Origin of the sequence: Klebsiella sp. C239, assembly GCF_048822715.1 — a bacterium.
Classification (GTDB): Bacteria; Pseudomonadota; Gammaproteobacteria; order Enterobacterales; family Enterobacteriaceae; genus Klebsiella; species Klebsiella quasipneumoniae.
Map to the genome: position 1 here is coordinate 735752 of NZ_JBMEZK010000001.1, position 21862 is coordinate 757613.

The 21862-nt window shown below is 55.1% G+C and carries 17 protein-coding genes and 5 pseudogenes; 18 read left to right on the forward strand and 4 right to left on the reverse strand.

All coding sequences use genetic code 11. The features are described 5' to 3' along the window. The first annotated feature begins 4 nt into the window (after positions 1 to 4). The gene (locus ACOI6Z_RS03445; RefSeq protein ID WP_420687030.1) at positions 5 to 814 is read left to right on the forward strand and encodes a substrate-binding domain-containing protein; all 810 of its coding nucleotides are present in this window, start codon (positions 5 to 7) and stop codon (positions 812 to 814) included. On the opposite strand, the gene ACOI6Z_RS03450 is transcribed toward ACOI6Z_RS03445, so the two are convergent. Together ACOI6Z_RS03450 and ACOI6Z_RS03455 are read right to left on the reverse strand one after the other, a co-directional pair. After that, positions 789 to 1688, reverse strand: a complete 900-nt coding sequence (locus ACOI6Z_RS03450; RefSeq protein ID WP_023290175.1) for a LysR family transcriptional regulator — start codon at positions 1686 to 1688, stop codon at positions 789 to 791. The genes ACOI6Z_RS03445 and ACOI6Z_RS03450 overlap by 26 nt on opposite strands. Positions 1689 to 1802: 114 nt before the next feature. Beyond that, complete coding sequence (locus tag ACOI6Z_RS03455) at positions 1803 to 2285, reverse strand: cold-shock protein (protein ID WP_004203243.1); 483 nt, start codon at positions 2283 to 2285, stop codon at positions 1803 to 1805. A 191-nt stretch (positions 2286 to 2476) separates the two neighbouring features. On the opposite strand from ACOI6Z_RS03455, the gene ACOI6Z_RS03460 reads away from it, so the two are divergent. After that, positions 2477 to 3175 carry an RluA family pseudouridine synthase gene (locus tag ACOI6Z_RS03460; RefSeq protein WP_032428902.1) on the forward strand — a complete coding sequence of 233 codons (699 nt, stop codon included), beginning with the start codon at positions 2477 to 2479 and terminating at the stop codon, positions 3173 to 3175. Positions 3176 to 3199: 24 nt separating this feature from the next. Here ACOI6Z_RS03460 and ACOI6Z_RS03465 read toward each other — a convergent pair whose 3' ends face one another. Both ACOI6Z_RS03465 and ACOI6Z_RS03470 read right to left on the reverse strand, forming a co-directional pair. Continuing rightward, the gene (locus ACOI6Z_RS03465; RefSeq protein ID WP_023290173.1) at positions 3200 to 3739 is read right to left on the reverse strand and encodes a DUF2058 domain-containing protein; all 540 of its coding nucleotides are present in this window, start codon (positions 3737 to 3739) and stop codon (positions 3200 to 3202) included. A 115-nt stretch (positions 3740 to 3854) separates the two neighbouring features. Continuing rightward, positions 3855 to 4184 carry a gamma-glutamylcyclotransferase family protein gene (locus ACOI6Z_RS03470; RefSeq protein WP_023290172.1) on the reverse strand — a complete coding sequence of 110 codons (330 nt, stop codon included), beginning with the start codon at positions 4182 to 4184 and terminating at the stop codon, positions 3855 to 3857. A gap of 597 nt (positions 4185 to 4781) precedes the next feature. Between ACOI6Z_RS03470 and tssK the strand changes: the two genes are divergently transcribed. The 16 genes and pseudogenes from tssK (at position 4782) to ACOI6Z_RS03550 (ending at position 21731) form a co-directional block, all read left to right on the forward strand. Further along, entirely contained in the window at positions 4782 to 6122 is a 1341-nt protein-coding gene (gene tssK / locus ACOI6Z_RS03475; RefSeq protein ID WP_032453324.1) for a type VI secretion system baseplate subunit TssK, read from the forward strand. Then, positions 6119 to 6772, forward strand: a complete 654-nt coding sequence (gene tssL / locus ACOI6Z_RS03480) for a type VI secretion system protein TssL, short form (protein WP_023290170.1) — start codon at positions 6119 to 6121, stop codon at positions 6770 to 6772. Before tssK ends, tssL begins: the two co-directional genes overlap by 4 nt. A gap of 3 nt (positions 6773 to 6775) precedes the next feature. Then, positions 6776 to 8473 carry an OmpA family protein gene (locus tag ACOI6Z_RS03485; RefSeq protein ID WP_087824117.1) on the forward strand — a complete coding sequence of 566 codons (1698 nt, stop codon included), beginning with the start codon at positions 6776 to 6778 and terminating at the stop codon, positions 8471 to 8473. A gap of 186 nt (positions 8474 to 8659) precedes the next feature. Next, positions 8660 to 8784, forward strand: a pseudogene (locus ACOI6Z_RS03490) (hypothetical protein). Positions 8785 to 8934: 150 nt separating this feature from the next. After that, positions 8935 to 11421, forward strand: coding sequence for a DUF2345 domain-containing protein (locus ACOI6Z_RS03495; RefSeq protein WP_104467193.1), 2487 nt, complete (start codon positions 8935 to 8937; stop codon positions 11419 to 11421). A 921-nt stretch (positions 11422 to 12342) separates the two neighbouring features. After that, positions 12343 to 13372 (forward strand): annotated as a pseudogene (locus tag ACOI6Z_RS03500) (hypothetical protein). A 248-nt stretch (positions 13373 to 13620) separates the two neighbouring features. After that, positions 13621 to 13701, forward strand: a pseudogene (locus ACOI6Z_RS03505) (hypothetical protein); the annotation flags it as partial. 21 nt (positions 13702 to 13722) lie between these two features. Then, a complete protein-coding gene (locus ACOI6Z_RS03510) occupies positions 13723 to 14613 on the forward strand; it encodes a formylglycine-generating enzyme family protein (protein ID WP_104467194.1) in 891 nt (296 codons plus the stop codon). Between the two features lie 45 nt (positions 14614 to 14658). After that, positions 14659 to 14775, forward strand: a complete 117-nt coding sequence (locus ACOI6Z_RS03515; protein WP_004217423.1) for a hypothetical protein — start codon at positions 14659 to 14661, stop codon at positions 14773 to 14775. 21 nt (positions 14776 to 14796) lie between these two features. Further along, positions 14797 to 15690 carry a formylglycine-generating enzyme family protein gene (locus ACOI6Z_RS03520; RefSeq protein WP_420686950.1) on the forward strand — a complete coding sequence of 298 codons (894 nt, stop codon included), beginning with the start codon at positions 14797 to 14799 and terminating at the stop codon, positions 15688 to 15690. Between the two features lie 133 nt (positions 15691 to 15823). Then, positions 15824 to 16052, forward strand: a pseudogene (locus tag ACOI6Z_RS03525) (DUF6392 family protein). Between the two features lie 114 nt (positions 16053 to 16166). Further along, positions 16167 to 16304 (forward strand): annotated as a pseudogene (locus ACOI6Z_RS03530) (DUF6392 family protein). 65 nt (positions 16305 to 16369) lie between these two features. Then, entirely contained in the window at positions 16370 to 16612 is a 243-nt protein-coding gene (locus ACOI6Z_RS03535) for a DUF6392 family protein (RefSeq protein ID WP_101867042.1), read from the forward strand. Between the two features lie 297 nt (positions 16613 to 16909). Further along, positions 16910 to 17176: a PAAR domain-containing protein gene (locus tag ACOI6Z_RS03540; RefSeq protein ID WP_004175522.1), complete on the forward strand. Its 267-nt coding sequence runs from the start codon at positions 16910 to 16912 to the stop codon at positions 17174 to 17176. A gap of 3 nt (positions 17177 to 17179) precedes the next feature. Beyond that, complete coding sequence (locus ACOI6Z_RS03545; protein WP_104467196.1) at positions 17180 to 18337, forward strand: type VI secretion protein; 1158 nt, start codon at positions 17180 to 17182, stop codon at positions 18335 to 18337. Then, a complete protein-coding gene (locus ACOI6Z_RS03550; protein WP_420686953.1) occupies positions 18321 to 21731 on the forward strand; it encodes an ImcF-related family protein in 3411 nt (1136 codons plus the stop codon). Before ACOI6Z_RS03545 ends, ACOI6Z_RS03550 begins: the two co-directional genes overlap by 17 nt. The last annotated feature ends 131 nt before the right edge of the window (positions 21732 to 21862 follow it).

The following is a 21862-nucleotide window of genomic DNA, read 5'->3' on the forward strand; positions in this document are numbered from 1 at the left end:
GATGATGATGCGTAAAACGACAGGAACCCTGCTGGCCACGCTGCTGCTGGCCGCCACCGGCGGCAGCGCGCTGTCCGCTGAGGTCACCGTGATGATCTCCGGCGGCTTCAAAGCGGCGCTGGAAAAGCTGACCCCGGCATGGGAAAAACAAAGCGGTAACCACCTCGTGGTGATCCCCGGGCCGTCGATGGGGAAAACGCCGCAGGCGATCCCTAACCGCCTGGCGCGAGGCGAACACGCGGACGTGGTGATTATGGTCGGCGACGCGCTGACCAGCCTCGAGAAAGCGGGCCGTACGCAACCGGATTCGCGCCGGGAGCTGGCCGACTCGCCCATCGGCGTGGTGGTGAAAGCGGGAGCGCCGCTGCCGGCTATCCGCAGCGCAGACCAGCTGCGGGCGGCGCTGCTGGCTGCGCCGTCGGTCGCGTACTCCGACAGCGCCAGCGGACGCTATGTCAGCTCGACGCTGTTCCACCGCCTGGGCATTGATGAGGCGATGCAGAGCAAAGCGCAGATGGTGGAGCGTATTCCGGTGGCCTCGGAAGTGGCGAAGGGACGGTATGCGATCGGTTTTCAGCAGGTGAGCGAACTGCTGCCGGTGCCCGGCGTGACCTTTGTCGGCGAACTGCCGGATAACCTGCAGTACATCACCCGCTTTGCCGGGGCGGTGACCGTCAGCGCCGACCACCCGCAGGAAGGAAAGGCGCTGCTGACGTATCTGGCCTCACCGGCGGCGCAGGAGACCATCCACGCCACCGGTATGCGAAGCGTAGCTGCCGCCGCGCCGGTCATCCAGAAGGATACTGTTCAATAATCAGCTTCTCCAGCTCTGCCGCCACGTAGGACTGAATACGGCCGCTGAGGCGGATCAGGCCTACCGTACGGGTGACCACCGGCTCGGTAAGCGGTACGGCGCGGAGAACGGAATGCTCCCCGGCGGGCATCGACATCGCGGGCACGGCGGCAATGCCGATGCCCGCTTCCACCATCCCCAGCATCGTGGTGACGTGGCGGGTTTCGCAAATGCTTGGCCGCGCCGGCGTCAGATGCGCCAGCTCCCTGTCGAGCAGCGTCCGGTTGCCGGAGACCCGATCGAGGCCAATATAATCCTGTTCAAAGTATGCCTGCCAGCTGAGGTGCGTCCTGCTCGCCAGCGGATGGTCGTGCCGACAGGCGGCGACATAGCGGTCGTCGGCCAGCGGGGTGAATTCGATGCTGGCCGGCAGGTTTTTGGCAAAGCAGAGGCCAAAGTCAGCCTGTCCGCTGCTCACCGCCTCAATGACATTCCCGGCGCTGCTGTCGATCAGCCGGATACGCACCTGGGGAAAGCGCGCCTGAAAGCTGCGGATGATTTCCGGCATAAAGTAGTAGGCGGCTGAAGGTACCGTCGCCACTGTCACCAGCCCGGTTCGCGCCTTGCTGACCTGGCTGATATCCGCCAGCACCGTCTCGACGTGGGCCAGCAGCTGCTCCGAACGTTCGGCAAAATTCTGTCCATACAGCGTAAGGGTCACGCGGCGGGTGGTGCGCTCGAACAGCCGGTTGCCTAACGCGGTCTCCAGCTTTTCAATGCGGCGGCTGAGGGCCGACTGCGACAGGCAAATGGATTCTGCGGCCAGCCGAAAGCTGCCATACTCCATCAGGGCGCGAAAGGCATAGAGATCGTTGAAGTCAAAATTTACGGGCATGGCGGCGGCATCCTTATCGGCTGTCTGGCGCCTCGCCCCGTCCGGTGAGGGGCGATGGCGACGAAAATCGGCTCGGCAGGTGACTGGGCGCGCGGCTGACCGCACGCCGGGTCGTCATACCTTGAGCAGTTTTACCGTGGCATCGATATCGATTTCGTCTTCCGAGAAGATCAGGGTTGTCCCCTGAAAGGTGGTGATCGCCAGCTTTTTCACCGAGCGCATCTCTCCCGGCTGCACCGTGGATTTTGGCCGGATGCTGTTCATCAGCAGCCCGACCGATAGCACTGCGTTTTCTTTATCCACGCGGGTCTCGACCGGCTCTTCTTCCCGGTAAACCACATAGGATTTGATGGAGGTCAGCTTCAGCCGCTCGCCGGCGATATAGATATATTTGCTTTCCGGAATGACCTTCACCGCGTAGGCCGACAGCCCTTTATTGTTGGTGGTAGGTTCAAAAGTCACCGCCGCGTCTTTCTTGATGAGATCGGGATTGGCGACCTTAATCACATGAAAATACCGGTTTTCGCCGTTTTCATCTTTGATAAATCCAAAACCTTTATCTTTAAACCACGTTGTGATTGTTCCGTTCATCGCCATTACCGTTCTTACTCGTTGGTTAACTCAAATTTTGCAGCGCGCAGTGTAAAGCACATTGCCTGCGCAGACCATGCCTTTGCGATAAGTGTGGGTGATAAATGACGCCGCCGCGAGGGCGGATCGTGCGCCAGCGTCGTACCGGCGGGCAAAATGGGGTACTATCGTCGGCCACTCCTTCTTCGGGCCGTCTGATGTCCACCATTATCGATACCTTTGTCGCTCCGCCGTGCCGCGAGCAGATAACCCTCCTGTATCAGGACGAACACCTGCTGCTGATCAATAAACCTGCCGGGCTGCTGAGCCTGTCAGGCAAAGATCCGCGCAACCTCGACTCCGTGCATCATCGACTGGTCCAGCGCTTTCCGGGCTGCACCCTGGTACACCGCCTTGATTTCGGCACTTCCGGTCTGATGGTGGTCGCCCGCAACAAGGTGATTAACGCCGCGCTGTGCCAGCAGTTCAGTCAGCGCACGGTGGGTAAGGTCTATACGGCGCTGCTGTGCGGTCATCTGCCGGAAGATGAAGGGATAGTGGAGGCGGCGATCGCCAAAGACCCGGCCCGTTTCCCGCGCATGTCGATCTGCGCCCGGCACGGCAAACCGGCGCGTTCGCGCTACCGGGTAATTGACCGTATGTACCAGACGCGGGAAGGGGAGAGGGCGCTGGCGCTGACGAGGGTGGCGCTCACCCCGGAGACCGGGCGCACCCATCAGCTGCGGATCCACTGTCAGCTGCTGGGCTATCCGATCCTTGGCTGCGATCTGTATGGCGGCCGGGAATTGCCGGGCACGGAACAGGCTCCGCGGCTGATGCTGCACGCCAGCGAACTGCGTTTTCGCCACCCCGTCAGTCGCGAGCCGATGCATATCCAGCAGGCAAGCTCGTTCTGAGCGCCTGCCGCCGGAAGCCCGCGATCACCACATCAGGTCGTCGGGCACCTTAAAGTCGGCGTACGGATCGTCTTCATCCTGCTCATCCTGGCTCAGGGCGCTGTGCAACACGATGCTGCTGGCATCGCGCTGGGCAATTTTCTCAGCCACAATCGCCGGAATAATTGCATATTCCCCTTCAGGTTTGTTATCCACCGCCAGGCGGGCAATCGCCAGGCGACCGTTAATCAGCTGGGTTTGGGTGGTCTTGTCGACCATGATTTTTTTGATCAGATTATTATCGGTAAAGTTAAAGCCGATATCGCCCCGGGCGACCGTAATGCGGTTCATCTCAATCAGTTGCTTGACCTGAGCTTTATACTCTTTCGCCAGCACCGCCTGCTTTTGCTGCTCGCTGAGCTGTTTATCGCGCTCCAGCTGGGCTTTTTTATTCTCTTCCACCGCTTCCCGGGCCTCACGGGCCTGCACGCGGGATTTTTTCGCCGTTCTCTGGACTTTGGCCATTTTTTTGCTGCTGACCAGGCCGGCTTTGAGCATCTGCTCTTGTAAGGTAAGTTTTGTCATTTGCGTATCTGAAGCTTAGGAAACATCTGGCAAGTATACCTGCATTGGCGGAAACGACGCCAGACCCGCGGACGTACTGGGCCGCTGTGCCCGGTAGCGCGAGACTGGCCGGGGATTACTCCCGGGGCTGGAGCTGATAAATCCAGGCGCTGACCTGCTGTCCATCGTCGGTGGTCACCTCCACCGACACCCGATCGTACCCCTCCTCAAAGTCGTCCAGCATGGGCCAGTGCGCCGCCAGCCGGTCGGACAGGAACAGATAGCCGTTGACCCGCGGGCCGTTGGCGTCGAGGACGATCCCCGGAAAATCAGCGGCTGCGCCCCAGCCGCGCGCGTAAAAGGTACCGGTAACGTAACCCGGACGCCACTCGCCCCCGATCGCCTCCAGAATATGCGCATTGCTGCGACCGGGACAGAGCGTCCCATAGACAAATAGCGGTTTCATTTTCTCTCTCTCGTTCGCCCTGATACCCGCCCCCAGCGGAGCGGAAAACCAAAATACGGGGTAATTCAGCGCCTGGCAATGGCCGGGTGGGGGTCAGGCGTCTCTCTGATGCCGGGGAGATTCAGGCGCCGGCGCTGTCGGTGGCATATTTACTGCAGTGACAATTTTAGTGTTGAGTTTTTTTATTATTTGCAGGTGAATATAAATAATATTTAATAGCGAAATAATAAATGGACGGCTTATGGAATAAGCTGCGTGAATGGAATGAAGAGGAATTATAAAACTTCCTTGGGTTGAATTCAGATATTATTTAGGGCCAGGCGTTACCTCCCCTGGCTATTTCACTTTAAGATAAACCTCCCTTGAACAAAAAATACCATCTGATTTCGAAATTCTCGCGGGCAGGGGAGATATTTCCTTTCCTTGAAGCGGCAGGCAATCAATCGAGACGAACGACGTTCGGGAGAAAAACCGCTAGTGAGGAACAGGCCAGAGCAAATGCAGGGGCTGAGGCGAACGCAAGGTATATGAAGGATATCCCACCGGGCATTTGGTCCTGTCTGCAGACAGATGAAAGTGAAAGGCACAGGAGGTGCGATGAAGATTTTCCGCCCATTATGGCGCGATGGGGCTTTTCTGGTTCCGCAGCAGTTTCAGCAACAGGCCCGCTGGGACGCGCACGTCGCCGATACGGTCTCCCGCATGGCGCTCGCCCACCCCTGGGGGGTATTGCGCGCGGAGTTTGACGCCAGCGCGCTCACCCTTTCCCGGCTCAACGCCACCCGGCTGATCGTGCGTTTCGCCGACGGCGCGCTGATTGACACCGAGCTGGCGGATATTTTGCCACCGGTCCGCGATGTATCGGACGTGATGCAGGACAACGTGGAGGTTCTGCTCGCTCTGCCGCTGCTCAGCGCCAGCGGCGGCAATCTTGATGACGGCCAGGAAAGCGCCCGCCCGCGCCGCTGGCGCGCCGAGCAGGTGACCGTGCAGGAGCTGGCAGGCCATGAACGCAGCGAGCTGGCCGTCCTGCGGCACACGCTGACGCTGCGTCTCTCCATCGAAGAAAACGCAGCCTTCCTAACCTGCCCGGTAGCGCGTCTGGTACGCGACGCCCAGGGGCAGTGGATCTTTGACCCGAAATTCATCCCGCCGCTGCTGTCGCTGGCCGCAAGCCCGACGCTGGTCAGCGAGCTGGGCGAGCTGCTACATCGCCTGCAGGCCCGACGCAGACGCCTGATGGCCATGCGCCGTGAAAGCAATGCGCGGATGGCTGATTTTGCCGTGGCGGATGTTTCCCTGTTCTGGCTGCTCAACGCACTGAACAGCGCCGAGCCGGTGCTCAGCGAGCTGCATCAGGACCCTTCGCGCCATCCGGAGCTGCTCTATCGTGAACTGGCCAGGCTGGCCGGCAGTCTGCTGACCTTCTCTCTTGAACATCATCTGGACGCGATCCCCCGCTACCGGCATGCCTCGCCGGAGCAGGTATTCCCACCGCTGTTTGCCCTGTTGGATACGCTGCTCGAAGTCAGCTTGCCCTCAAGGGTGATCGCCATCGCGCTGGAGCAGGGTGCTGACCGGGAGATCTGGCGGGGGAGGCTGCACGATGCACGGCTGCGCGAGGGGGCGGATTTTTATCTGTCGGTGCGCTCTTCACTCCCCCCTCACCAGCTACAGAGCCGCTTTCCGCAGCTCTGTAAGGCGGGTAGCCATGATGATGTCGCCGAGGTCGTCAACATTGCCCTCAGCGGCATCGCGATCAAACCGCTGAGCCATGTGCCGGCGGCCATTCCGCTACGTCTGGAAAACCAATATTTCGCTCTGGATCTTTCCACGGATGCCGCCCGCGCGATGCTGGAGGCTGGCAACTGCACCTTCTATACCCCGGAATCGCTTGGCGACGTGAAACTTGAACTCTTTGCGGTACTGCGCTCATGAATATCTCTGAAAGCGATCTGATCAACAAAACCTTTTACCCGGGCTGGCTGATGGTCAGTCAGTTACGCTGCGGCCAGCCGGTGACCGATGGCGAGGCGCTCTATCGTCAGGCCTGTCGATGGGTGACCGAGGCGCGCGAGGCGCTGGCGGCGGCAGGCGTCAGTGAAGCCAGCGCTGAGCAGATGCTCTATGCCTACTGCGCGCTGCTTGATGAGAGCGTCCTTAACCGCGCCAGTCAGGATGATGGCTGGCGCAGGTGGCGCAAGGATCCGCTGCAGGCGCGCTTTTTCAGCACCCTCAACGCCGGGGAAGAGCTCTGGGAACGGATCCGCCAGCTGCTACGAGAGCCCGCGGCGGATGCGGCAGTGCTGACCTGCTTCTTTCGTACTTTGCAGCTGGGGTTTGTCGGAGAGTACCGCGCCCAGGATGACGAACGGCGTGAGGATGTAGCGCATGCGCTTGGCGCGCGGGTTCCGCCGTTCAGCATAACCCAGGAGGCGCCGGTGGTGGTTCGTGCCTCCCGGCTGCGCAGCGGACGGCGGATGTACTGGTGCGGTTGGGCGGCTGGCATTGTGGCGCTGGCCGCGCTGTGGTTGACCTTCTCCTCCATGCTGTCACAGATGGTGGCGCAGATAGCAGGGCAGGGATAAGAGATGCGTGATAACGCCCGTCGTCTGCTTACGCTACTGACCGTCATCCTGGCCCTGTGGCTGGCGCTGGGCTTCTGGCCGCTGTCCATCGGCAACCAGGTGATCGTCAGTCTGTGCATCCTGCTGGTGGGCGGCGCGGCGCTCTGGCGTCAGCGTCGCCGGGCAGTCAGCCGTCAGCGACCGGAAATCGTCCTGCCGCCCGAGGATTTTCAGGGGGCGGTGGTTCTGGTCTGCGGGGATACCGACGGTCTGTTTCCCGGGCGTTCGGCGCACTGCGAAACCCGCCTCGGCTGGTATCTACGGGGGGAAAGCGCGGAGCAGTTGCCACGGCTGGCGCAGTACCTGGCGGCGGCGCGTCCGGCGCTGGTATCGCAGGTTTCCGTGCTGCTGGCGGTGGTACCGGAGCACCACCCCTCCGGGGAGCAACTGGCGCAGTCGCTACGCGACTGGCGGCGGAGTATCGTTCAGTGCCGAACCTGGCTGAACGATACTCCGCCGGTGTGGAGCGTGTTCTGGGTGACGCCGCCAGGCGGCCAGGCAGCGGAAAGCCGCTGGTTTACCGTCACGCCGGATCGGCCTGGTCTCCAGGTGCGGCAGAAGGGACAAGCGCCCCAGTCGATTGCCGACTGGCAGCGAGAGGGCAGCTCTGCCTCACGCCTGCATCATACGCTGTGGCTGGAGAGCATTCTGGCGTTGGCAGAAAACGTTCTTTTCCGGCCACTAAGCACTCGCCAGGCGGAACTTTCGCCGTTGGACCTGTGCGCCATGGGCATCTGCCTGACGCCGGTGACGGCGGTGGCAAATAACCTCTGGCAGCGGCAAATCGCCGGGATCACCACGCTCTCCCCGGGCAACGCCGCGGCGCCAGGTCCTCACCCGCTGCCGGATCTTCTTCTGTCAACACTGCCGCACCGCCACGGGGTCAGCCGCCGGATGCGCGCTGCCGGTCTTGCCGCTGGCATGGGCTTCCTCTTTCTGGCGCTGGCGATGCTGGCTTCCTTTATCAACAACCAGCGCCTCGTGCGCAGCGTCGGCGATCATCTGGCGGTCTACCACCGCCTTAGCGGCGCGCCGCCGACGCCGAAGCTGCAGGCGCAGCAGCGTCTGCGTGCCGACAGCCGCCTGCTGGATGACTGGCTGCGCCGGGGAGAGCCGCTGCGTTACCGGCTGGGGTTGTATCAGGGATTGCGGCTGATCCCCTTCGTGGAAGCCGCGATCAATGACTGGGCGCCGCCCCCGCCGCCGCGTCCGGTCATTAAGCAGGTTGTGCAGGGGCCGCAGACGATCCGCCTCGATAGCATGGCGCTGTTCGATACCGGCAAATCGACGCTGAAACCGGGTTCGACAAAGCTGCTGGTGAACTCGCTGCTGGGCATTAAGGCGAAACCCGGCTGGCTGATCGTGGTGGCAGGCCATACCGACAGCATCGGCAACGATAGATCTAATCAACAACTCTCCCTGAAGCGTGCCGAGGCGGTCCGCGACTGGATGCGCGATACCGGCGATGTGCCGGAGAGCTGTTTTGCGGTGCAGGGCTACGGCGCAAGTCGTCCTGTCGCCAGCAACGAGACGCCAGACGGGCGGGCGCAAAATCGCCGGGTGGAGATCAGTCTGGTCCCGCAGAAGGACGCCTGTCTGACGCCGGGCACGGCTAATACCTCAGGAGCCGGGGCTGCCGCATTAAAAAACGAAACCGAGTAATCCGCGACCCCGAACGAGGACGTTGAACAACAACAATCTGCCTGCCTGACCCTGTGCGCTACGGGTCCCTGATAAACAGGAAATAGCGATGGGCGGTAGCGTGCCTGCAGCCAAACAATCTTGTCGGCAAGTGAGGCCTCTGCGGGGGTGAAGTGCGGGACAGGGGGATGGATAAAGGAGATCAGCATGGATAGCGCTAAGGACAGTGCCAGAGAAATGCTGGCGGCGATAAACGTTGAAGGTTCCGGTTTCTGGCTGCTCTTTTTATTTCTCAGTCAGTGAATATAAATATCCCTGGGGTTGCCTTTTAGTAATGAAGTTCCTGGTGGGGTATCTGAGATATCGATATGCACATAAATATATTTATGATGAATGAGATGATTATCATTAAACAAAATTAAACAGGGCGTCCTGTGAATTGATTTTTGATAGTCATTACAGCGGAGTAAAACAGGAATATAATGGATACCTCTTCAATAATTACCGGCACCACCCTCAACCGTTACCAGCTGGATATTCCGTCATGTACTGCATCGCTGGATGTGGAAGAATTCAGCGGTGAAGAAAAACTCAGTGAAACGTATCTCTGGACAATTTATTTCACCAGCACGGATAAAAATATCGACGCCAGCCAGTTACTGAGCAAACCGGCGACGCTGACGATGGGCGGCGGCATATTACAGAGCCTGACCGAATGCAAACGGGTGCATGGCGTGGTCACGCATTTTGAGCGTATCAGTGGCTCTGCCGACCAGGCAGAGTACATGATAACCCTCGAACCCTTCCTCTCGCTGCTGGACAAACAGTTCCGCACCCATCGTTTCTTCGTCAATAAATCGGTGCCGGAAGTGGTGGAGCAGGTATTGCAGGAACATCACCTGCATGACTGGGAGTATGAGTTTAATCTCAAGCAACACTATCCGCGGCGCGAGCAAATTAATCAGTATCAGGAGAGTGACCTGGCGTTTATCCAGCGCCTGCTGGCAGAGGTGGGGATATTTTATTTCTTCACCCTGCAGGAAGAGGCCCAGAGCGAAGTGGTCCACTTCGCCGACGCGCAGCGGGCGCTGATGTTCGATAAGACACTGCCGGTTAACAGCCCGTCCGGGATGAGCGACAGCGGTGCGGAATCGATATGGGGTCTGAACATCACGCACAACGTCGTAGAGGCGAACGTCACTACCCGGGATTATAACCCCCGCGATGCGCAGAGCGTTCTCCAGTCGGCAACAGCGGATATGACCCGGGGAAATGGTGAAGGCATCACTTACGGAGAGGTATACCACTATAAGCTTCGCCACCGGGAGCGGGGCGATAAAATCGACCCGCAGGCGGAGACCGCCAACTTCTATGCCCGTCTCGACCATGAGCGTTTTCTCGCTCGCCAGACGCTGATTACCGCGAGCACTACGGCAGCCTGGCTGGCGCCGGCCCAGGTGCTGACCCTCACCGACAGCCTGCCGTCGACCCTGCCTGCGCCCGTGCAGGACCCACTGTTAATCACCGGCACCGGTTTTACCGCCAGCCGCCGGGAGGCGCTGCGGGTGACCCTGCTGGCGGTGCCCTACAGCGAAACATTGTGCTGGCGTCCGCCGCTGCTGCCGCGCCCGAAGGTGACTGGCACCATGACGGCGCGGGTGACCAGCGCGAAGGCGAATGATATCTACGCCTGGCAGGATGCGTCCGGCCTGTACCGGGTGAAATTTGACGCTGACAGAGATGATAAAGGGCAGGGTCAGGAAAGCATGCCGGTGCGTCTCGCCAAACCCTATGGCGGCGACGTGTACGGCTTTCACTTCCCGCTGATTCAGGGAACGGAAGTGGCGATAGCGTTCCACGAAGGCGATCCCGACCGGCCGTATATCGCTCATGCGCTGCACGACTCGCGGCATGTTGACCCTGTGACGGAAAAGAACAGCACCCGAAATGTGATTCGTACTCCGACCAACAATAAGCTGCGAATGGAGGATAAGCGCGGCGAGGAGCATATCAAGCTCAGCACCGATTACGGCGGCAAGACGCAGCTGAACCTGGGGCATAACGTGGATGCGCAGAGGGAGTTGCGGGGGGAAGGGGCAGAGCTGAGAACGGATAAATGGGTGAGTATCCGCGGCGGTGCGGGGGTGTTGATTAGTGCGGATAAACAGCCTTCGGCAGGCGACAGGATGCTGGCAATGGAGGAGGCGATTGCGCAGCTTGAAAATGCCCTGGGTATTGCGAAAAGCCTGGCGTCGGCAGCGGAATCGGCTCAGGCCCTGCCATCGGATACCGGCAACCAGCAGACACTGAACGATGCGCTGAAAGAGCTGGCACAGCCGGGGATAGTGCTGAATGCGCCGCAGGGCGTGAGCATCAGCAGTCCGCAGGCGGTACGGTTGTCTTCGGGTAGCGCCAGCGTGGGGATTGTGTCACAGCAGAATACGGACATCAGTGCGCTGAAACGTTTTACGGTAGCGGCGGGAGAAGCCGTCAGCCTGCTGGCACGAAAGGCGGGGATTAAGCTGTTTGCGGCGAAGGGAAAGATGGAAATCCAGGCGCAGGATGATGCGCTGGAGGCGACGGCGAAAAAGGATATCACCGTGACCAGCGTGGAAGGGCGAGTGGAAATCACGGCGGCGAAGGAACTGGTGGTGAACTGTGCGGGAGCGTATATCAGGCTAAGTGGTGGCAATATCGAGCTGGGCTGCCCGGGGAATATTCTGCTGAAATCGGCCAATGTGCAGAAAATGGGCGCAGCTGATTATGATGCAAACAAACCTGAGCTTCCCGTCGGTTTCAGTGAGTTTTTTACTGCAAAAGATGAAGAGTCCGGGGAGATTTTACCTTTTACCCGGTACAGGATAACAACCGGTGAAGGTAAAGTATTTGAAGGCAGGACCGATGCGGAAGGTAAAACTGTTGCAGTTTATACTGCCCTGCCTGATGCCCTGCATATAGAATTACTTTAAAGAATGAAGGAATAGCATATGGCTACCGGAGAAGAGAAAAGTAAAACATCGGTACAAGGGACGGGAACGGTTGTAAAAGGAAAATATGGCCCAGAATGTTATTTTCACCCAGGTAGCGCAACATTGCTTTTTCTGGCGGCTTCAGATACTAAAATTATCGAACAGGAGCATGATTTTCTGTCTGGCTTGCTTGAAACTCAGAAACAGGCGCAAAAAAATCTTGATGATATTAATTTTGAAGCAATCACTCAGGCAGGCAGAGTGCCAGCAAGAAAATTTGAAAGTGAAATCACTAAAGCCTATGAAGCCTTAAACAAAGCAAATCAGGCTTTGCGGAAAGAGCTTATGTCACTAACAGCGAATCCTCCGGAGGGGGAATTGCTTAATGATAAAATGAAAGATACTGCCATTGGTATAATGGAACTTATTCCGCTTAAAAACAACACAGTGAAAGGATTCAAGAAAACTTATGTGCGTTCCGATAAAATAAAACAACAGTGGCGAACATATAAGCTCAGCGAAGTTGATAAAGAAAGTGGTGAAGCCAGTTTCATAAAATATAAAAACAAAACTATTGTTTCTCAGGATGCGAATGGTAATCCGGTGAATAAAACCATACGTCAGGGAAAAATAGATACAGCGGAACTAAAAAAACAACTAAGTAACGTACCTGTTTCACTGAAATTCGATCTTGTTGACGATACGAATGTTATTGTCAGTCACTGGGCAGAGGAAATGAACAAATCTCTGACCTGGCCAAAGGGGGATGGTAAAGTCGACGAATCTGTTTATCACCAGTATGTTGATATCAGCGCGCAGGCTCAACTGATGCGCTACAGCCATGGAGCGGGTGCATCAGCGGAATATAATCCGTCAGAAAAAAAACTGGAGGGCAAAATAGAAGGTCATGCCAGTTTTGCACTGGGGGAGGCGAAGGCCGAAACGGCCCTGTACCTGCCGGACAGGTTAGGTGTCAGCCTTTTATTTCCGGCGAAAAAAGTGACTCCACAGACACCGGATGGTGTCTGTAATATGGGAGCGCTGCGTTTTGCCATGAAAGTGGTATTGTCAGGTAGCGTAGGTGCCAGTGCTGCAATTGAATTAGGGGTGACAGTAGACTGGAGTGGAGAAATGGGAAAGGGCTATGGCATTAAAGGCCGTCCTGCAACCCTGACTGCCCAACCGTTACCAGGACAGCAGCAGGTGAATTTAAAGACCTCAACAATACCTGAAGCACAGGGGGGAGGTGAAATTGGTGTTTTTGTTGGTGCTCAGGCGGGAGGTAATATCAGTGGTGCCATTGAGTGGTTTGACCCGCATCCTGATGATACGCCAGTAGCTATAGGTGTTGAGAAAGATAACAAACCCATTGTCAATAAAGAGAAGAAGTTTGCCGCGATAGCCAAACTGGAAGCGGGGATGACGGTGCAGGCAGGCGCAGGGGGAAGTGGGGTTTTTTATATCACCTATATTCAGGGACGTTTTCGTATTTACTGTAAAGCGGCTTTATGTTGGGGAGTTGGAGCCAAAGGGGAAGTCGGTTTTGAAGTTGATGGCAGCAGCTTTGCGGCTTTTATGAAGAGCTTTCTTTATATGCTGAGAAATGTGGATTATCAGAAGCTTGAGCAGATGATGGCAAGAGATGCCTTCCGTTCTTTATGTGCAATTCCTATTATTATGGCGGCACAAGGGATACAGGCGGGTGAGGCCATGCTAAAGAATATGGGAATAATATTACGACGAATTGAAACCGATCTTGAAGATGAAAATAAGCGCGTTCATCTGATGAATAGTATTTTGTCAAACCCCGACCAGCTTAAATATACCCCTCCGGAAACAAAAGGGGCAGTGATTGCCACATTAATTGATCAGAACTGGGTGGACTGGCTTGACCCTCGCAATCAGAATAATGATTTTTTTTCCGTTAACAGCTGGAAGCTCGGTCCTCTAAAGAGGCGAAAACAAGCGGTGTTTATGGCGCTGAAGTGGATACAAAGTCAGGCAGATTATAACAATGTCATGCAGCATTTGACGTTGTCGCCAGGGGAGAAAAAAGGTAATAAAGAACTGAATGAAAAAGATGTGATTAACTTTTTAGGTATCGGGGAACAAAAATTGATTTTTTACACCAATTATGGCGAAAAGCTCACCTTACTGCATAATAACCTCCCGGTTTTTGTTGACCCGGATGAGCCATTTAAACCCATACCTGACATCCTGATGTCAGAATATCTTGCCATGATCGACGACCAGCACCCGACGGGTACAATGACTGCCTGATGCAATGGCTGAGGTGATAAGATGAGAAAATTAATCGTAGTTGCTTCCGTTGCTCCCGGTTTACTGACAGGGTGCGATCAGGGAAATACCACCGGGAGTGAAAAAGCAGCTAAAGCACTTGTGGATAAATCGGTCTCTAATATGGTCCCCGTTCAGGGTGGTGAGTTTTTAATGGGTGATTTTGGTCCATTAGTTGGTGAAAAATTACCTTTCAGCATACAACAGGATGATAAAACTTTACATAAGGTTATTTTAAGTGATTTTTCGATATCAAAATATAAAGTCACTAACGATGATTTTAATGTTTATTTGAAAGTAACAGATAAAAAAAATCCACCTGTGGATATACTGGCACAACGTCATCCTTCTCTGCTAAAGGGGGATTATCCTGCAGGTGTTATCTGGCAACAGGCAAAAGATTATTGTCAGTGGTTAGGTAAAAAATCCGGTAAAAAAATTGATTTGCCGACAGAGGCACAATGGGAGTTTGCAGCAAGATCCAGAGGTCAGTATCTTCCGTTTGCTACTAACAATGGTGAGTTTACACCAGGAAAAAATGTCCCAAGCCAGGATGAACTGAATAAATACACTGACGGGATGGGGCTTCCCATTTATCCAGTAGGTAAATACCCATCAAATCCCTTAGGGCTGTATGATATGGGATTGAGTGGTTCAGAATGGACCAATGACTGGTATGCAGCAGATTATTACTCCAACTCTCCGGTAAAGAATCCTCAGGGACCAGAGCAAGGGACCGAGAAAGTGTTGCGTGGGAATGTTGGCGGCGACAGACAGTACGCATTGACTATGTTTAGACAATCTGCTTCACCACTCCCAGAAGAAGTTGATGGTGACTATGAAAAATATGGTGTTGGTCCGCAGTATGTTTTCCGTTGCGTCATCAATAAATAATGTCGTTTGGTGGTGACATATATCATTTTAACCGGAGCAACAGCGTTGAATGAATGTTCCAATAAACCGGAGAGACTATTTAAACCTGTCCCGGATAGCCTGATGTCAGAATATCTTGCCATGATCGACGACCAGCACCCGACGGGGACAATGACTGCCTGATGCAAAGGCTGAGGTGATAAGATGAGAAAATTAATCGTAGTTGCTTCTGTTGCCGCCAGTTTACTGCTCGGGTGTGACCAGAAGAGTACTGACAAGCGTGAAACCCTGTCTGAAACGCTTGTTGCTAAGTCGCTTTCTGACATGGTCCCCGTTCAGGGCGGCGAGTTTTTAATGGGGGATTTTGGACCATTAGTCGGTCAAAAACTACCTTTCAGCATAAACCAGGATGATAAGGTATTACATAAGGTTGTATTAAGTGATTTTTCGATATCAAAGTTTAAAGTTACCAACGATGATTATAATAAATATCTGCAAATAACAGGGGTAAAAAAACCACCCATCCATATTTTTTTAAAAAATTATCCATCCTTGCAAAAAGGAGATTATTCTGTTGGTGTTACCTGGCAACAGGCAAAAGACTATTGTCAGTGGTTAGGTAAGGGGTCTGGTAAAACGATTGATTTACCAACAGAGGCGCAATGGGAATATGCAGCAAGATCCAGATGTCAATACTTTCAGTTTCCAACAAATAATGGTGAGTATTTACCTGGAAAAAATGTTCCGGGTAAAGATGAATTAGATAAATATACAGATGGTTTTGGTTTCCCATTTTACCCAGTAGGCAAATATCCTCCAAACCCCCTGGGTCTGTATGATACGGGGCTCAGTGGCTCTGAATGGACTAATGACTGGTATGCAGCAGATTATTACTCTCATTCTCCGGTAAACGATCCCCAGGGACCTGCGCAGGGTACTAAAAAAGTCCTGCGCGGATATATTGGCGGCGACAGACAGTACGCTTTAACCATGTTCAGGCAATCAAAATTGCCAGTTCCGAAGATCGATAAAGACGATGACTATGAAAAATATGGTGTTGGTCCGCAGTATGTATTTCGTTGTGTCGTTAATAAATAATGTGTGATGCTATATCTTATTTTAAAAAATCGGTGGCGTTCAACATATAAGGTTTTTTTCTAATGGATGGTAAAATCATGTACAGTAGTGAAATTAATTCATCGTCATCAACGATGATTGTCAACGGAAAAAAGTGGTGCTCATTAAAAATCTGAAAGAAGAAATGTTAAGGTTTGAAGATGAAGCCAAAACTGACTGGCTGTTTCCTAATCCTATGCCGTTTGGTCTGGAACGAGTTATGACTCAGCAGTGGGTGCGGGCTTATCTAGGATTTCCGATGGTTTACGTTGAAGCAAAAATTGTTATGACTGTTTATAGGGGGGGAAAGAGATATATACCTTACCTGTTCCTCATCAAAATAGTTCTGTCGTATTTACCTATGACAATGATTTATTTGCAGAAACCGTGACTTTTTATCCACTGAAGCGAGCAAAGGAGATTCAGATTGCGTTAGAGAAAAAGCGACTTTGTGGCAAATGAATATTGATATCGAAACACTTGTGAAGCAACTAGGTAAACCTTGTTAGAATATTTATGATCAACGTTTAATTCCCTGCAAAAAACCAACAGGTACTGTTAGTGATGATATTTTCAGGCTGGATATGAGGCGATAAGGAATATTTTTATCTTTTATCAATAACCAGAAAAAATCTTGAGGAAGTGACTTTGCGGTTAGAAGATGAAAAAAACGGCTTGGTTATTTCCTAATCCGCTGCCATTTAGTCTTGAATCAGTAATGACGCAGCGATGGATGCGCGAACGCTTCGGATTTCCCATAGGTTATGGCGAACGTAAAACGATAGAGAGCTATAGTCGTCGTATTAGCGAGGTATACCCACTGTTGCCACCTAATCAGAAAATGTCTGTTTTATTTTCTTATAATTCTGATTATTTTGTTGCTAGTGTATTTTTTATTGTATAGAGCATGCAATAGAAATTAAGGCGGATCTCGCGAATATAAGGTCGTCTGGCAATTGGCGTTCGAAGTGAAAAGTTATTAATGTAGGGGATACCACCTGGGGGGAGAAGTATATATTAAGTAAAGAGAGGCGTGCAGATATTCAAGATATTATTTTATGTTTATTATTCTTTCTTTGATAGGAGTAGCCGGTTTTTGTCTGTTATTAAATGTTATTGCCTCACTCTTTAGGTTGAAATAGATGCGATTGAGTATTCTAATTAATAATTACTGTATCGCTGATATATAAAAGGAAATTCAATGTCCAAAGGTTTTGTATTACTCGGCGATAAAACCACGCACGGCGGTGCTGTTATTTCCGCATCCTCCACCATGATTGTAAATGGAAAGCCCGTAGCGCTGGTGGGGGATAAAGTCAGCTGCCCGATTCCGGGACATGGCACTAATGCCATTATTGAGGGAGCGCCGGAATGGTCTTCCGATGGTAAAGCCATCGTGGTCGATGGCTGCAAATGTCAGTGCGGTTGCCAGGTGATTTCCGGCGCGCCGGAATGCGCGATAGGATAAAAAATGGGCTGGGTACGAACAAAAGCATTGACCATGGAGCAGCCATCGGCTCCTTCACTGACCCGATGGCTGTTTGCCGGTGTACTGATGGCGATTATCGGTGTCCTGCTCTTTATCCTCCATGCTTCCGGCACCGTAAAAATTCTCTCAGTGGTAAATATCTGGTGGGTATCCCTGATGCCTGCAGGATGCTGGTTGCTGATTTTTTGTCTGCGTTGCTACCTGTGGGACAGGGATCTGAAAGCGCATCAGTTCTTGCTGAAAGAGGCGGAATACGGACAGCAGAGGTGGGAAGACTGGGCCGGGCGCTGGCTGGCCGTTCTGGGCAGTGCAGTGCTGTTGCCGGATCATATTTCTGCGGCGCATTGGGGGAGTGAGCGGCCTCAGCAATACGGACTTACCCGCAGGATTAATTACCTTCCGGCAGTAGAGCCCGTGCAGTTGAGTGCGATGCATGCGCTGCTGACCAGTATAGAAGAGCGCGTGCAGTGCCTGCCGGAAGAGCTACCGCTGTATGTCACCCTGATCACGGATAATCCCTCGCCTGAGCTGACCAGCAGTTTCAGTAATCTCTGGAAAGAACACATTCCTGGCCGCGCCGTGCCTGATGATATTACCGTTACCGGCTCATTCTCACTGTCGGAAGTGGAGGAGCGCCTGAAGCAGCCTGTACTGACGGTCAATCTACTCCTGGTCATCCAGCTCAACGGTGGTACAGCATACTCCGACGGGCTGGCCGTGTTGCTGCTGACCAGCGATGATGTGGCGCAAAAATACCATCTGCCGCACTCATCACGGCTGTTACGTCCTATGCCCTTAGATATGACGAACTTTGAAGACGATATCACCCTGTTTCTGGAAACCCAGACTGTCGCCTGCCAGACGCCCTCCGTTATCGGGGACGCAAAAAAATGGACGGAAAGAAGCGCCGCGCTTATCACGCAGGGCGGCAAAATGCATACCCCATGGAAAGCTGAAGATATCGCGCTGCTGGAAAAATGGTGCGGTATTCCGGGACCCGCAGCGCCCTGGCTCCTGACCGCGCTGGCAGCCGATCTGGTCAGCCTCCGTAAACAGCTCCTGCTGGCGTTATTTTCCAGCGAACAGGAACATTTTATCAGTACCATCACCCCAGGGAGTGAAGATGAATATACCGGGTAATGGCCTTGGCCGGTTTGGCCTGGCCGGTCTTACGTTGGCCGGGATGGCTGCAATATGGTGGGGGATTACCCGCTATGGCGGCATGCTGAATATCAATACGCGGGGCGAGCAGGTACTGGCGTTTGTCCTGGTCTGTCTGGCGTTGGTATTTATTTTTTACCTTCCTGCAATGTCCCGCCGTGTGAAGGAGAGTTTATATCGCCGGCAGTCGCAGCAGGCCAGCGTCTTACCCGGCGAAGAAGGGCGCGTGGCGCTGACACCTCCCCATCATATTACGGTGGGGGAAATTCGCCAGACTCTACGCTATCAGTATGGACGCGACTGGTCCCGCAAAGTCCGTATTCTGCTGATAATTGGCTCAGTCAGAGACGTAGAACAACTGACCCCAAAGCTCACGCAGGAACTCTGGCAGGAAGATCAGGGTACATTATTGCTGTGGGGTGGAGACCCTGGGGCAGCGGTAGATAACGCCTGGTTCACAGCGCTGCGTAAACTGCGTTATCGCCCGGCTGATGGTATGGTGTGGGTAACATCGGGCTTTGACGGCGTTTTGACAACGATGAACAGAACGAAGCCCAGGCTCACGCCAGATGAAATGGATAGTGTGTCTCACTCTCTAAAGCTACGCTACGAAGCTCTTGGATGGAAACTTCCCCTATACGTCTGGTCGCTGTATGAGGAGGGCAACGAAAAAAATGGACGTATCACTCAGCCTGTAGGCTGCCTGTTACCCGCAGGTTGTACGCCGCAAATAGTTGCCGAACAGTTCACTGCCCTGGCGCCGTTACTGATAGAGCAGGGCATCCAGCAGATATGCGGGCAACCACAGCACAATTTTTTACTCGCGCTGGCCGACCAGTTGACTCGGGAAGCGGAAGCGGTGGTGGAACCGTTATCGATACTGCTTAATCCATACCGACCATTGCCGCTGGCCGGGGTGGTATTTAGTGAGGCATCAGTAGAGGCTGGTCGCAGCGTCAGTCATCACTGGGGACGGGATAACCGCTGGGAAACGATACCAGACTCTGTGCTGTGGTTGCCAGCCGGTCTACGTCCGCGCAAACAGGGCGTCAACTGGATGCGTGGGATGAGCGTGGCAACTGCCGCCCTGATGTTATTCTGGGCCGTCTCAATGTCAGTCTCTTTTATCGCCAACCGCGAGCTGGTTGCGACCGCACAGGAGCAGGTGCAGCAGGCCTCGGCGGGAAAACAGCCTCTGGCCGTACGCCTGCATGCGCTCTCCGCGTTACAGAAAACGCTTTCTAAACTGGAATACCGCTCACAGCACGGAGCACCCTGGTACCTCCGCGCTGGCCTGAGCCAGAATGATGACCTGCTGGCGGCGCTTCTGCCGCGCTATGGCGAAAGCGCCTTACCGCTGCTGCGTGATGCGGCGGCGCGCCATCTGGAAGGGCAGCTGAACGCCTTTGCGCAGCTTCCGCCGGACAGTCCGCTTCGCGAGAAGAGGGCAAAAACGGCTTACGATCAGTTAAAACTGTACCTGATGCTCTCGCGCCCTGAGAGGATGGACGCGTCCTGGTTTGCCACCACGCTGATGCAGGACTGGTCGCAGCGCTCAGGCATCGCCGACGCCGTCTGGCAGGGCAGCGGCCCTTCGTTACTGGCATTTTACGCTGCCAGCCTGGCGTCGCATCCGCAGTGGCGTCTGCCTGTCGACGACGGTCTGGTCAGCCAGGCGCGCACACGGTTAATTCGCCAGCTGGGCCAGCGCAACAGTGAGTCCACGCTTTATCAGAAGATGCTCGCGCAGGTGGCGAACCAGTATGCGGACTTGCACCTGGCGGACATGACCGGCGGCACCGACGCGTCGCGCCTGTTCACCACCGATGAGGTGGTGCCGGGGATGTTCAGCCGGAAAGCCTGGGAAGAGACGGTGCAGCCCGCCATTGAGAAAGTGGTCGCGGAACGCCGCGATGAAATGGACTGGGTGCTGAGCGACGCGAAGCAGCCTGCCGCGCAGTCGGCGTCGCCGGAAGCCTTGCGAGTCCGGCTGGCGGAGCGTTATTTCGCTGATTTCAGCGGCGCCTGGCTGGATTTTCTCAACAGCTTACGCTGGCAGCGCGTGGAGACCCTCTCCGATGCCATCGACCAGCTGACCCTGATGGCCGATGTGCGCCAGTCGCCGCTGGTGGCGCTGATGAACACCCTGAGCGTGCAGGGGCGAACCGGCCAGACCGGGGAAGTCATCGCCGATTCGCTTGTCAAATCAGCGAAAAATCTGTTTAACCGCGACGGGCAGCCCGCCATCGACCAGCAGGGTGGCGTGCGCGGTCCTCTGGATGCCACCTTCGGGCCCGTGCTGGCGCTGCTGGACAATCGCGACGGCGGGACGCCCACCAGCCGCCTTAGCCTGCAGACCTTCCTGACTCGCGTCACTCAGGTGCGTCTGCGCCTGCAGCAGGTCACCAACGCCACCGACCCGCAGGCGATGACCCGCCTGCTTGCGCAGACGGTGTTCCAGGGCAAGGCTGTGGATCTAACCGAAACGCGCGACTACGGCAGCCTGGTGGCGGCGGGACTGGGCCAGCAGTGGAGTGGTTTTGGACAGACGCTGTTTGTTCGCCCGATGGAGCAGGCCTGGCAGCAGGTGCTGACGCCGGCGGCGGAAAGTCTCAACGCCCAGTGGCGCAGCGCGGTGGTGGAGGACTGGAATCGCGCTTTTGGCGGCCGCTACCCCTTTAAAAATACCAGCAGTGAAGTCTCTCTCCCGCTGCTGGCAAAATATCTCAATAGCGAGACCGGACGCATCGCCCGCTTTCTGCAGACCCGGCTGAACGGCGTACTGCATAAAGAGGGGAGCCGCTGGATGGCGGACAGTATCAATGCCCAGGGGCTGACGTTTAACCCGGCCTTTCTGCAGGCGATGAATACCCTGAGCCATCTCTCCGACGTCGCGTTCGCCAACGGCGAAGCGGGATTGCATTTTGCGCTACGCCCCGGCACCGCGGATGGCGTGATGCAGACGGAGCTGGTCATCGACAGCCAGAAACTTGTCTACATGAACCAGATGCCGGCCTGGCGGCGGTTCAGCTGGCCCGCCGATACCGAAGCGCCGGGCGCCAGTCTGAGCTGGATCAGCACCCGGGCGGGCACCCGCCAGTATGCAGATCTTCAGGGGGCCTGGGGCTGGATCCGCCTGCTGGATAAGGCGGTGGTCAGCGCTTACCCCGGAACGAGCAGCAGCTGGAGCCTGAGCTGGAAAGCGCCGGATGGTCTGTCGCTGAACTACACCCTGCGCACCGAGTCGGGGGAAGGACCGCTGGCGCTGCTGGCCCTGCGAAACTTTACGCTACCGGAGACGATATTCAGCGTGCGCGCGCCTGCTGAGCGTGTTCCGCTGACCGACGATATACCCGGCGAAGAGGGATACTGAAACCGCCTCCCTCACTGATTGGCGTTGACCTGCGACGCCGGGCCTCCTCTGCTCATGGCCGCCCGGCGGCCAACTAATCTGCCCGCGCAGCCATGCTGCGTGTCTCCCTGAAGACGAATAATGGAATAGTC